Source organism: Devosia sp. (genome assembly GCF_024707125.1).
GTDB lineage: Bacteria > Pseudomonadota > Alphaproteobacteria > Rhizobiales > Devosiaceae > Devosia.
The window spans coordinates 389,515-402,060 of record NZ_JANQAH010000011.1 but is presented as its reverse complement, the minus strand read 5'-3'; the positions used below and the strand labels follow the sequence as shown (position 1 = coordinate 402,060).

Sequence of the window (12,546 nt, the reverse complement as noted above, 5' to 3'; positions counted from 1 at the left end):
TTTAGATATACAGCATAACTATATTCCGTGAGGGAGGAACTCATGGACGTAAAGGCGACCCCTATCCGTCCCGTGCGGCTGGGCAATATGGCGGCCGAGGCGGAACACCGCCCGGACGGCAGCACGATCGTGCGGTCCATCGAGACGCTGGGCGCCTATCCGCGGTCGATCGTCGATGCGCTTGAGGCCTGGGCGGAGAAGACGCCGGACACGGTTCTCATTGCTGATCGGGAGGGGGATGGCTGGCGCCGGCTCAGCTTTGCCGAGGTGCTGGCGTGCATGAAGCCGCTAGGCCAGGCACTGCTCGATGCCGGTCTCTCGGGCGAACGGCCGCTGATGATTATTTCGGGCAATGAGATCGAGCATTTTCTATTGGGGCTCGCCGCGATCTGGGTGGGCGTTCCCTATGCCCCTGTCTCGCCGGCCTATTCGCTGCTCTCGAGCGATTTCGGCAAGCTTAGGCATATTGCAGGGCTTGTGACCCCCGGAATGGTTTATGCCAGCGATGGCGAAAAATTCGGACCGGCGATTGCAGCGACCTTTGCGCCGGACATACCGCTCATCGTTCGTACCAATCTGCCGGCGGGCCAACCGGCACGGCTCTTCGACGATCTCCTGACGACGCCTGTGACGTCGGCGATGGCCGCGGCGCATGATGCGATCACGCCGGATACGGTGGCCAAGGTGCTGTTCACCTCCGGTTCGACAGGATTGCCCAAGGGCGTGATCACCACCAATCGGATGATGGCCTGCAATCAGGAAATGATCCGTACGGCACTTGCCTTTCTGAGGGACGAGCCGCCGGTGCTGCTCGACTGGATGCCGTGGAACCACGTGGCGGGCGGCAGCCACAATACCGGCATTGCCATCTACAATGGTGGCAGCTTTTACATTGACGACGGCCAGCCAACGCCGGCCCGGTTTGGCGCGACGTTGCGCAATCTCGAAGACGTGCAGCCGACCTTTTTCACCAATGTGCCCAAGGCCTATGAATGCCTTGTCGCCGCGCTCGACAATCATCCCAAGGCACGGCGCAATCTTTTTGCGCGGCTAAAGCTGTTGCAATATGCGGGGGCGGGGCTCTCGCAGCACGTGTTCGATGGGCTCGATCGGGCGGCGCGGGCCGAGACGGGTGAGCGGGTCATGATCATCACCGGCTATGGCTCGACCGAGACGGCGCCCTTTGCCTTCACCACCACCTGGCCGGTGGAACAGGCCGGTCATATCGGCCTGCCGGCCGCGGGCATGACCATCAAGCTCGTGCCCAATGGCGACAAGACCGAACTGCGGCTGAAGGGCCCCAATGTGACGCCGGGCTATTGGCGCGATCCGGACAAGACTGCTGAGGCTTTTGACGAAGAAGGGTTTTATCGGATCGGCGATGCGGTGCGCTATGCGGACCCCGACGATCTCGGCAGGGGCTTTGTCTTCGATGGCCGGGTGGCGGAGGATTTCAAGCTTTCGACAGGCACCTGGGTGAATTTTGCGGCGGTGCGGTCTGCGGTGATCGGGGCTTGCGCGCCGCTGATCCGCGATTGCGTTCTTACCGGGCTCGATCTCAATTTTGTCGGGGCCATGATTTTTCCCGATCTTGAAGCGTGCAAACGCCAGGCGGGACTGGCCGCGGACGCCGAGCCCGAAGCGGTCATCGCTCATCCACTTGTGCGGGCGAAATTTGCCATGGCGCTGGCCGAACTGGCCGAGCGGTCCACCGGCAGCTCCAACCATGTGGCGCGGGCGCTGCTGCTTGCTGGTCTGCCCGATATCGACCGAGGCGAAATTACCGACAAGGGTTCGATCAACCAGCGTGCGGTGCGCGCGCATAGGGCCGAGCTCGTTGCCGCACTGCATGCCGATGCGCCGGGGCCATCCATTCTCGTGCTTGACCGAAAGGGTTTTCACCAATGAGCAAGGGGCTTCGCCTGACCTTTGACGATGCCTGGCTGCTCGGCGGGGCGCGGACGCCGTTTGTCGATTATCGCGGGGCACTCAGCGAGATTTCGCCCATCGATCTCGGAATCAAGGCGGCGCGGGCGGCTATCGAGCGGACTGGCGTCAAGGCGGCGGACATCGGCCATACCATTGCCGGCTCCATGGCACAGGCCTCGTTCGACGCCTATGTCACGCCGCGCCATATCGGGCTTTATGCCGGTGCGCCGCTCGAAGCGCCGGCGCATCTGGTGCAGCGCATTTGCGGCACGGGGATCGAGGTGATCTCGCAGGCGGCGGATAGCGTGTCACTGGGGCGTGTTGATCTGGCGCTGGCGGCTGGCTGCGAGTCGATGAGCCGCAATCCGATTGCCGCCTATACCCATCGCAATGGCTTTGCCATGGGCAAGGTGGAGTTCAAGGATTTCCTCTGGGAGGCGCTCTACGATCCGGCCGGTTGCGTCAACATGGGCGACACGGCGGAGAACCTGGCGAAGAAATACGGCATTTCCCGCGAACGTGTGGATCGCTTCGCTGAGCGGAGTTTTGCGCGGGCCATCGCGGCGCGTGATGCCGGCATTCTGGGCGAGGAGATTGTGCCGGTTGTCAGCGAGACATTTGAAATCGACGGCCTCGACAAGCGCGGCATCAAATTGCCCCGCAGCGTCGAGAGCGTCGATGTCGACACACACATCCGGCCGTCGCCCTATGACGTCCTGGCGAAGCTGAAGCCCGCGTTCGGCGGTGTGCAAACGGGTGGAAATTCCTCAGCCATCGTCGATGGGGCAGGGGCGGTGCTGGTCGCCTCTTCCGCCTTTGCCCGGGCCAACGGGCACAAGCCGGTGGCGCGCATTCTTGCCAGTGCCGCTGTCGGCGTGCCGCCGCAGATCATGGGCATCGGTCCAGCGCCGGCTATTCGAGCGGTGCTTGAGGTTGCCGGTATGAGGCTCGATCAGATCGGGCGGGTGGAGATCAACGAGGCTTTTGGCGCACAGATCCTCGCCTGCGTGGACGAGTTGGGGCTGGATGAGAGTATTCTCAACGTCAATGGCGGGGCCATTGCGATCGGCCATCCCTTGGGGGTGACGGGCATCAGGCTGGGTCTGACGCTGGCTAACGAGCTTCGCCGGTCCGGCGTCCGCTATGGCGTGGCCTCGGCCTGTATCGGCGGTGGGCAGGGCATTGCGCTGCTGCTCGAAAACCCCGAGGCAGCGTGATGGAGATCTCCGGCAAGACTGCCTTTGTTACCGGCGGAGCCTCTGGTCTCGGTGCTGCAACCGTGCGGGCGCTGCATGCGGCGGGTGCGACGGTCGGCATTTTCGATCGGGATGCGGGGAAGGGGCAGGCGATAGCCGACGAACTCGGCGGCCGGTTCTTTGCGCTCGATGTGGCCGATGCGGCCGAGGCCGAGGCGGCGGTCAATGCGGCCGTGGCGGCCTTGGGCGTGCCGTCGGTGCTGGTCAATTGCGCAGGTATCGGCACCGCGGCGCGGATCGTTGGGCGCGATGGGCCGATGCCGCTCGATGCCTTCGAGAGGATCGTTCGCGTCAATCTCGTGGGCAGTTTCAATATGATGCGGCTTTGCGCCCATGCCATGTCGCTGGGTGAGCCGGATGCCAATGGGCAACGCGGCGTCATCATCTCCACTGCTTCGGTCGCCGCCTTCGAGGGGCAGATCGGGCAGGCGGCCTATGCGGCGTCCAAGGGGGGCATAGTCTCGCTTACCTTGCCGGCAGCGCGGGAATTTGCGCGCTTCGGCATCAGGGTGTTGGCGATTGCGCCGGGTCTTTTCCTCACGCCCCTGCTCGAAGGATTGCCGCAGGAGACCAAGGACGGGCTCGCAGCCGCCATCCCGAATCCGGCGCGTCTCGGTCGGCCGGAGGAATTCGCTGCGCTGGTCCGCGCCATGGTCGAAAACGACTATCTCAACGGCGAAGTCGTGCGCCTCGATGGCGCCCTGCGCATGCAGGCGAAATAGGAGGAACCATGTTCTCCCATCATATGAAGCTCACCATCCAGTTCGGCGACTGCGACCCGGCAGGCATTGTCTACTATCCCAACTATTTCCGCTTCTTCGACAACGCGACGGCGGCCATGCTGACCTCCGCCTTTGGGCGGAACAAGCGCAATTGGCTGGCGCATTACGGCATTGCCGGCATCCCCATGGTCGATACGGGCGCGCGGTTTCTCAAGCCGAGCACGTTTGGCGACAGTGTGGATATCCAGTCGGAAATCACCGAGTTGGGCCGTTCCAGCTTTTCGGTGCAGCACAGGCTCCTCAAGGGTGGCGACCTGGCGATAGAAGCGCATGAAAAGCGCGTCTGGGTGGTTCGCGACGGCGAGACGATCCGGTCGGCGCCGCTGCCCGATGATGTGCGGCAGCTGCTGAGCGCGTGAGGAAGGAAATCATGATGGCCGCAGGCGATGTATTGTTGGTGGAGACCAGGGGCGCCATTGCGCATCTGACGCTCAATCGGCCCGAAAAGCGCAATGCGCTCAGCGACGATCTCGTCTCTGCGCTCGACGCCTATTTTTCTGCGGTGCCGGACACGGTCAGGGCCATCGTCGTATCAGGGGCGGGCGGGCACTTCTCATCGGGTCTCGACCTGTCGCAGCATGTGTCGCGCCAGCCGTTGGAGGTGATGGCGCATTCGCGCAACTGGCATCGGGTCATGGCGCAGATCGCCCATTCGCCGGTTCCGGTCGTTACCGCCATGAGTGGGGCGGTGATGGGGGGTGGGCTCGAATTCGGTGCCGCCTGCCATGTGCGCGTCGCCGAAGAAAGCGTGCGGTTTCAGATGCCCGAGGGGTTGCGGGGCATTTTCGTCGGTGGCGGTGGCTCCGTGCGGATTTCCCGGTTGATCGGGCCGGACCGGTTGACCGAAATGATGCTCACCGGGCGAACCTATTCCGGGGCCGAAGGCGAACGCCTGGGGCTAGCGCATCACGTCGTGCCCGAGGGGCAGGCGCTGGAAAAGGCTTTTGAGCTGGCCGAGCGCATTGCCAGGAATTCCCCGACCGTCAATGCCTTCATCATCCAGGCCATTGCCCAGATCGGCAGCATGCCACCCGAGGCGGGACTCTATGCCGAAAGCCTGACGGCGGCGCTGAGCCAGACCGGACCGGATGCGGAGGAGGGCCTGCGTGCCTTTCTCGAAAAGCGCCCGCCGGTCTTTCGGTGAGATCAGGTCAGGCGATCGAGCAAGGCCAGCAATTGCGCGCGTTCGCCCTCGCCGCCGAGCCGGTCGATCAGCTCCTGTTCCATGGCTTCATGCACCTGGCGCGCATGGGCGAGAAAGGTTTCGCCCTCTTCTGTGAGATGCAGGGCGTTGGCGCGCTTGTCTGCAGAAGAGGGAATGCGTTCGACCAGGCCCCGCTCTTCGAGCCCGTGCACGAGCGTGACGAAATTGGCGCGCTTGATATCAAGCACTTCGGCGATTTCCGTCTGCTTGCGTCCGGGATTGTCGGCGATCAGCACGAGCACCGAATAGTCTGCCGGACGCAGCTTGAGACCGTCGAAGATCGACAGGAATTTCTGGAAGACGCTGAGCTGCGCGCGCCGCAGGCGGTAGCCGATTATGCCAGTCGTGCCGCCGGTCTGCAGTGCATCGCCGGGCTCATGGGCAGAAGAGGGGGCACCTGTGGCACTGTCTTGGGTCATCGACACTCTCTGGCTCGTGGCGGCAAGCTCGCTTGCTGCTGGGTATTTAGTTATATAGGATAACATTGCCATTGGAGGAATGGCTTTGGGGACTGGCACTGACGCGACGGACCGCGGCGGCCGCCTTTCTATATTTTCTAAGTTATGAAACGACGCCTTTTCCGAGGTTTTTGGCCGATGGGATAATCGCCAGATTATCGAACGGCGCGAACATCTCATTTTACAACAGTCGGAGGCAGTCGTTTACTTGGTTCGGCGCAGGGCAGGAGGAGCCATGCAAAGCCACTCGAATAGGGGTTGTCCTGCGGGGCGCTCGGTAGCGTTCGCGCGTCTCTTGCAGGGAGCGCGTCATGGATAATACGCCTCTTGGGCGTGCCGTTTTCGGCCTTGCGACGGGCGTCGCCATTGCCGGCGGCGTAGCGCTTGTCGTTGTTACCATCGTCACGCTGATCAGCGTTATCGGGCGGGCGCTGATCCCCTTTGGTCTCAGACCGATCCTGGGGGACACGGAGATCGTGCAGTTCGGCGTGCTCTTTGCCATTTTCTGCTCTTTGCCACTGACGCAGTATCTGCGCGGCCATGCCGATGTGTCGCTCATCACCGACTATTTTTCGCCGCGCGTCGCGGCCGTCATTGAGGTGGTCATGGATCTCGTGATGCTCGCCGCCACCGGCTTCATCGTCTGGCGTTTCGGCGTCGGCATGATGGACAAGGTGGGCAATCGCGAGATGAGCATCATCCTGCATATCCCCATCTGGATGGCCTATGCGGCGGCCATGCTTGGCGCCGTCAGCATGCTCTTGGTGAGCCTTTATTGCGTGGTCCGATCCACGGCAAACGCTCTTTCGCGAACGCCCCACAAGCCCGAACCGGGAATCTTCTGAATGAGCAATATCGAACTGGGCCTCTGGTCGTTCCCGGTGCTCTTGCTGCTGATCTTCCTGCGCATGCCGATCGGGCTTGCCATGCTGGTGGTTGGCGTTGTGGGCAATTATCTCATTACCAAAAGCTGGAACCCGAGTTTTGCGCTCTTCAAGTCGCTGACCTATTCCACCTTTTCGAGCTATTCCTTTGCCGTCGTGCCGCTTTTCCTGCTCATGGGGCAGTTTGCGGCCATGAGTGGGGTGTCGCGCTCGCTGTTTGACGCCGCCACAGCTTGGCTCGGCCATCGCAAGGGCGGGGTGGCCATGGCTTCTATCGGTGCCTGCACGGCCTTCGGTTCGATCTGCGGCTCGTCGCTGGCGACCGCTGCCACCATGGGGCAGATCGCCCTGCCTGAATTGAAGCGGCATGGCTATTCCGGAGCGCTGGCGACCGGCACGCTGGCGGCTGGCGGCACGATCGGCATTCTGGTGCCGCCGTCCTGGATTCTCGTGATCTATGCCATCCTGACCGAGCAGAATATCGCCAAGCTGTTCCTGGCGGCCATCGTGCCGGGGCTGCTCGCCGCCATCGGCTATTGCGTCACTATCGCCATCGTGGCGCGGCTGAAGCCGGAAAGCGCCGGTACGCCCTATCCGCGCATGCCCTATGCCGACCGCTTCCGGCAACTGGGCCGCATCTGGCCGGCCCCGCTCATCTTTATCCTCGTCATCGGCGGCATCTATACCGGCATTTTTACCCCCACCGAGGCGGCGGCCGTTGGTGCGGTGGGTACGGGCCTCATCGCCATTTTCAACCGGACGCTCACCTGGCCGGCCTTCCGCACCGCCATGGTGCAGATGGCGACCGGCACGGGCATGATCTTCATGATCATTCTCGGCGCTGCGGCGCTCAACAATTTCCTGGCGCTGAGCCAGCTGCCGCAGGCCGCCGCCGCCTTCGTCACCGAACAGGGATTCAATCCCTGGCTGGTGCTGACGCTGATCCTGATCATGTACCTGATCCTCGGCGGCCCGATGGATTCCCTGTCCATGATCCTGCTCACCATTCCGATCGTCTATCCGGTGACCCTGGCGCTCGATTTCGGCCTCAGCCACGAAGAGTTTTCCATCTGGTTCGGCATTCTCACGCTTGTCGTGGTGGAGGTGGGGCTCATCAGTCCGCCGGTAGGGATGAATCTCTTCGTCATCAACTCGATGAGCAAAGGCACGTCCATTGGCCAGACTTTCCTTGGCGTTACGCCATTTCTGGTCTCGGACCTCGTGCGCACCGTGATCCTGGTGGCGTTCCCCACCATTTCGCTCTTCCTCGTGCGATGGCTCTATTGACCATGCCGGGGCAGTAAATCCGGGCCGCTCGGCCCGGAACAGAACACCGATCCATAGGAGGGAGGAACTATGAAGAGACGTGAATTTCTGATCGGGGCGGCAGCGGGAACTGCTGTTCTTGCCTCGCCCGCCATCGTGCGGGCCCAAGACGTGACCACGCTGCGCGTGCACCAGATGCTGCCCGCGCAGGCAACGATCCCCGCCAAGGCCATCGAGCCCTGGGTCAAACGCGTCGAGGAGGCTTCAGGTGGGCGGCTCAAGTTCGAGCTTTATCCCGCCATGCAACTCGGCGGCGCGCCTGGCGATCTCTTTGACCAGGCCAAGGATGGCGTGGTCGATCTGATCTGGACCGTGCTCGGCTATACGCCCGGACGCTTCCCCAAGTCCGAAGTCTTCGAACTGCCCTTCATGGTAACCAAGGCCGAACCGACCTCGGTCGCCTTCCAGAACTATGTGGAAGCCAACGCTCTCAACGAGTTCGACGGCGTCAAGCTGATCTGCGTCCACGGCCATGGCCCGGGTCTTTTCCACACCAAGGACCCTGTCACAAAACTGGAAGATCTCAAGGGCATGAAGATCCGCGGTGGCTCGCGCATCATCAGCGACATGCTGGCCCGTCTCGGGGCCGAGCCCATCGGCATGCCGGTGCCGCAGGTGCCGGAGGCGCTCTCGACCGGCGTGATCAATGGCACGACCATTCCCTGGGAAGTAACGCCATCGCTCAAGGTCGCGGAGCTGGTCAAGAACCATACCGGATTCTCGGGTAGTCATGGGCTCTATACCCAGACCTTCGCCTTCACCATGAATCTCGACCGCTACAACGGGCTGCCGGACGATCTCAAGGCGCTTATCGATGCCAATTCCGGCATCGAGACGGCTCGTGAGTTCGGCCGCGTGATGGACGAGGGTGATGCCGTTGGCCTCAAGATCGCGACCGATGCGGGCAATAACATCATCCAGCTCGATGAAGCGGAAACGGCCCGTTGGAAAGAGGCCGCTCAGCCCACCATCGACCAGTGGTTTGCCGACATGCAGGCCGCTGGCACAGACGGCAAGGCGCTCTACGACGCCGCGAAAGCGGCCATCGAAGCCGAAGGCGTCTAGCTGCAACTGGCCCTGTCGCCTCGCGACAGGGCCTTTCCGCCTTTATCGACCAGGAACGATGAAGAGCTTTCGGTCGGCTGCTGCCTTTTCACGGCTGATACAGCCGATGGCGTGGTCATTGACGAGGCCCATGGCCTGCATGAAGGCAAAGACTGTTGTCGGTCCGACGAATTTCCAGCCCCGTTTCTTGAGGTCCTTCGAAAGGGCGATGGCGGCGGGGTTGGTGGTCATGCTCTGTGGCGGCGTTTCGTCCGCGGGCGCCTCATAGCGCCAGACATAAGCGGCAAGCGAGCCGGCCTCCTTGATCAGTTCCTGGGCGCGCCGGGCATTGTTGATAGCGGCTTCGATCTTGCCGCGATGGCGCACGATGCCCTTGTCGGCAAGAAGGCGATCGATATCGATCTCGGTGAAGGCTGCGACCTTGTCGATATCGAAGCCTGCAAACCCGGCCCGGAACGCTTCGCGCTTGTTGAGGATGGTCCGCCAGCTCAGACCCGACTGAAAGCCTTCGAGGCAGAGCTTTTCAAAAAGGCGCGTGTCGTCACTGACAGGAAAACCCCATTCGCGATCGTGATAGGGCAGGAATTCCGGCGCGCCGGAACACCAGCGGCAACGGGGCAATCCATCGGGACCGGGAACAGTGGTCATCGGCAATCCTCCAAGGCGAAATCCTGCTCTCCCACAGCCTGATGCCAGTTCCTGTCAGGACTTATCAAGCTCCTGGATTTCCCCCGTTGCACGGAAGGCAAGCTTCGACTAGTTTGCGCCCACTCCCCGGGCCCTGCCCGAATCCGGCATGCACCCGTAGCTCAGCTGGATAGAGCGCTGCCCTCCGAAGGCAGAGGTCGTGAGTTCGAATCTCGCCGGGTGCGCCAAAAGTTTCGATATTTCAGTTACTTAGAGGCCATGGTGGCGAGCGGTGCGTTCGTGGCAAGCTCCGCGTAAGCGCCAGGCGTCGGTACTTTGCCAAAATCGAGGCACTGATCCTGATGGAAAAAGTCGCCACCCCCTGATTCCGCTCGCAAACCATGCGCCCGCAAAGATCGTAGATGCGTGACCGCTGCCCACGAGGGCAGTGCTCCACGACTGGCAGTTTTGGGGCCGTGAGCAGTCTGTCCGCTACTGGTGGGTCGCATGGCGGAAAGCCGCCATTAGGCCTGCAGGCACGCCGATGGCTCGTTTGGGGCCGGTAGCGGACCGTCAGCTTTTGGCGACCAATTCATGAATTGCTGCCAACGCTCTGGAAAATCACTTACGGCATCCCAACCAACATTGCATCGCCGCGCAGAGCACAGGATTATGACGCCGCTGCCGGTGCAGATGGGGGATGGTATGGTGAAAGCGTTTTTTGCATACGCTGCAAGCGAGCGGGACGCAGTGCAGGCCGTGCATAACGCCCAAGTTTTGCTTGCGAAATCGCGCCAAGAACTTGAGCTGAAACTCTGGGAAGAGAACGACATATCAGGTCGGCCGTTGACTGACCCAATCTTCGAAAACATCGCCGCCGCCGACATGCTGTTTGCCGACATCACGGTGATGAATTTCAACGTCACTTTTGAAATCGGCTTTGCCGTCGGGCTAGGCAAGCGCGTCCACCTAGTTCGCGACCGCAACATCATGCGGGAGTCGGGGCTCATAACCCGCATCGGTATTTTCGACACACTGGGGTTCGAGTCTTATTCTGAGGGGGCAAGCCTAGCCGAACTCCTCAAGGGTAAGTCACCGGAAAAGCCGCTCCCGCTGCGCCAGACCATCAACACCAAAGCGCCGGTGTACATTCTCAACACGCCCACCTCCAACGCCGCAATGCTCGCGATTGCCGGACGCGTCAAGAAGGCACGCCTCGGCTTTAAGAGCTTTATTCCACAAGAAGAATCTCGGCTCTCCGCCATCAATGCAGTGGACGACCTTTCTGCATGCCTAGGGGCAATTGTGCCTCTCGTTCCGAGCCATTTTGCCGATGCGGATGTTCATAATATCCGCGCGGCTTTTGTCGCCGGCATGGCCTTCGGACTTGGTAAAATCACCCTCATTCTTCAGCCGCCGGACGGGCCGGCGCCTCTCGATGTCCGAGATATGGTGAAGACCTTTTCCCAGCCGGATGACATTGCCGATCTTATCGCCGACTTTGCCCTCGATGTCACAGAGCGCCTCCAAGCCGACGACCCTCTTCCTTTGGAGAGGGGTAACTTCCTGGCAGAGCTCTCCATCGGAGACGCGATTGCCGAGAACGAGTTTCAAACCCTCGGCGAGTATTACCTCCGAACGGACCAGTACGGCCGAGCGTCTCGTGGCGAAGTTAATCTTGTAGTGGGCCGAAAAGGCGCCGGGAAGACCGCTTTATTCTCTCAGTTGCGGAATGAGAAGCGCTCGAATGTGCGCAATATCGTCGTGGATTTGAAGCCCGAGGGTTACCAGCTCATCCGCCTCAAGGAAGACGTGCTCGACTATCTAGCCGAAGGTGCACGTACCCATTTGATTACAGCCTTGTTCGAGTACGTGCTGTATCTCGAAATTTGTTACAAGCTGCTGGAAAAAGACAAAAGCAAGTACATGCGCGATAACCGCCTGTACGACCCCTATTTACGCCTTCAGGAGGTCTATCAGTCGGGAGATGCGGGAGAGGGCGATTTCTCCGAACGCTTGCTCAGTATCTCCCGCTCGCTGGTCGATGCCTTCAAGACGCGTTTCGGTAATGCCAAAGAGCAGAGACTCACTTCCGCGCAGGTCACAGAACTCGTCCACAAGCACAATATCCGCGAAGTTCGGGAGGCGCTTTCCCACTACCTTGAATTCAAGGACAGCGTTTGGGTGCTCTTTGACAATCTTGACAAAGGCTGGTCCGCACATGGCCTGAGTGACGAAGACGTCACCATCTTGCGCTGCCTGATTGATGCCGCCCGCAAGGTTCAGCGGCAGATGCAGGCAGATGACCATGATTTTCATTGCGTCGTTTTCGTGCGCAACGATGTGTACCAACTATTGGTCGAAGCTTCGGCTGACTATGGCAAGGAAAGTCGGGCAGTCCTCGACTGGCAGGACCCCGACCTCTTGCGCGAGATGCTCAGGCGACGGCTAGTGCACGGGGTCCTGCCACCTGCCACCGCCTTTGAAAAGGTCTGGGGCAGCATTTGCATCAGCCACTACAAGGGCGAAGAAACGTCAACCTACCTGATCGAGCGGTCACTCATGCGTCCGCGTAATCTCATCAAGCTTGTCGCGCACTGTCGGGGCTTTGCCGTGGGGCCGGAGCACGAGAAAATCGACGAGGACGATCTGCGCAAGGGATTGCGCAGCTATTCACTCGACCTCATTACCGAAGCTGACCAGGAGCTGACGGACATCTTGGGCGAAGACACCAATCTCCTGTACCATTTCATCGGGGAAGGCGAGGTTTTCACGAAAGCGAAACTAGAGGAGCTGTGTAGCGGCGCAGGTGTCGAACCGGACCAGCTTGAGAGCGTGATTGAATTTCTTCTCTACTATGGCTTCATGGGTGTCCAAGCCGCGAACGAAAGCGCCAAATTCATTTTTGACGTAAATTACGACATGAAGCTCCTAAAGGTCCTCGCTGCCAAGGCGAAGGGCAATCTGAGCTACGTATTGAGCCCAGCGTTTCACGCAGGCTTGAATCTCTAGTTC

Annotated in this window: 11 protein-coding genes and 1 tRNA gene; 10 read left to right on the top strand and 2 right to left on the bottom strand. The window is 60.9% G+C overall.

The window, feature by feature from the left end:
• Positions 1–42 precede the first annotated feature (42 nt).
• The 5 genes from NVV77_RS16905 to NVV77_RS16885 are packed head-to-tail and all read left to right on the top strand — an operon-like array spanning position 43 to position 5,111.
• Positions 43–1,908, top strand: a complete 1,866-nt coding sequence (locus NVV77_RS16905) for a feruloyl-CoA synthase (protein WP_295415133.1) — start codon at positions 43–45, stop codon at positions 1,906–1,908.
• Entirely contained in the window at positions 1,905–3,146 is a 1,242-nt protein-coding gene (locus tag NVV77_RS16900; protein ID WP_295415132.1) for a thiolase family protein, read from the top strand. Before NVV77_RS16905 ends, NVV77_RS16900 begins: the two co-directional genes overlap by 4 nt.
• Positions 3,146–3,907 (top strand): SDR family NAD(P)-dependent oxidoreductase, encoded by a 762-nt coding sequence (locus tag NVV77_RS16895; RefSeq protein ID WP_295416182.1) that lies wholly within the window; start codon positions 3,146–3,148, stop codon positions 3,905–3,907. The genes NVV77_RS16900 and NVV77_RS16895 overlap by 1 nt, the downstream gene beginning before the upstream one ends.
• An 8-nt stretch (positions 3,908–3,915) precedes the next feature.
• Positions 3,916–4,326, top strand: a complete 411-nt coding sequence (locus NVV77_RS16890) for a thioesterase family protein (RefSeq protein ID WP_295415131.1) — start codon at positions 3,916–3,918, stop codon at positions 4,324–4,326.
• Positions 4,327–4,340: 14 nt separating this feature from the next.
• Positions 4,341–5,111, top strand: a complete 771-nt coding sequence (locus tag NVV77_RS16885) for a crotonase/enoyl-CoA hydratase family protein (protein ID WP_367178642.1) — start codon at positions 4,341–4,343, stop codon at positions 5,109–5,111.
• 2 nt (positions 5,112–5,113) lie between these two features.
• Here the strand turns inward: NVV77_RS16885 and NVV77_RS16880 are convergent, their stop codons facing one another.
• A complete protein-coding gene (locus tag NVV77_RS16880; protein ID WP_295415129.1) occupies positions 5,114–5,590 on the bottom strand; it encodes a MarR family winged helix-turn-helix transcriptional regulator in 477 nt (158 codons plus the stop codon).
• Between the two features lie 350 nt (positions 5,591–5,940).
• Here NVV77_RS16880 and NVV77_RS16875 point away from each other — a divergent pair, with 350 nt between their 5' ends.
• The 3 genes from NVV77_RS16875 to NVV77_RS16865 all read left to right on the top strand — a co-directional run bounded on the left by NVV77_RS16875 (position 5,941) and on the right by NVV77_RS16865 (position 8,904).
• Positions 5,941–6,474: a TRAP transporter small permease gene (locus NVV77_RS16875; protein WP_295415128.1), complete on the top strand. Its 534-nt coding sequence runs from the start codon at positions 5,941–5,943 to the stop codon at positions 6,472–6,474.
• The gene (locus tag NVV77_RS16870) at positions 6,475–7,800 is read left to right on the top strand and encodes a TRAP transporter large permease (RefSeq protein WP_295415127.1); all 1,326 of its coding nucleotides are present in this window, start codon (positions 6,475–6,477) and stop codon (positions 7,798–7,800) included.
• Positions 7,801–7,869: 69 nt separating this feature from the next.
• Positions 7,870–8,904: a TRAP transporter substrate-binding protein gene (locus NVV77_RS16865; RefSeq protein WP_295415126.1), complete on the top strand. Its 1,035-nt coding sequence runs from the start codon at positions 7,870–7,872 to the stop codon at positions 8,902–8,904.
• Positions 8,905–8,946: 42 nt separating this feature from the next.
• On the opposite strand, the gene NVV77_RS16860 is transcribed toward NVV77_RS16865, so the two are convergent.
• Positions 8,947–9,552, bottom strand: coding sequence for a DNA-3-methyladenine glycosylase I (locus NVV77_RS16860; RefSeq protein WP_295415125.1), 606 nt, complete (start codon positions 9,550–9,552; stop codon positions 8,947–8,949).
• Positions 9,553–9,702: 150 nt separating this feature from the next.
• On the opposite strand from NVV77_RS16860, the gene NVV77_RS16855 reads away from it, so the two are divergent.
• Positions 9,703–9,779, top strand: a tRNA-Arg gene (locus NVV77_RS16855).
• Positions 9,780–10,203: 424 nt separating this feature from the next.
• Positions 10,204–12,543, top strand: a complete 2,340-nt coding sequence (locus tag NVV77_RS16850) for a hypothetical protein (RefSeq protein WP_295415124.1) — start codon at positions 10,204–10,206, stop codon at positions 12,541–12,543.
• Positions 12,544–12,546 lie beyond the last annotated feature (3 nt).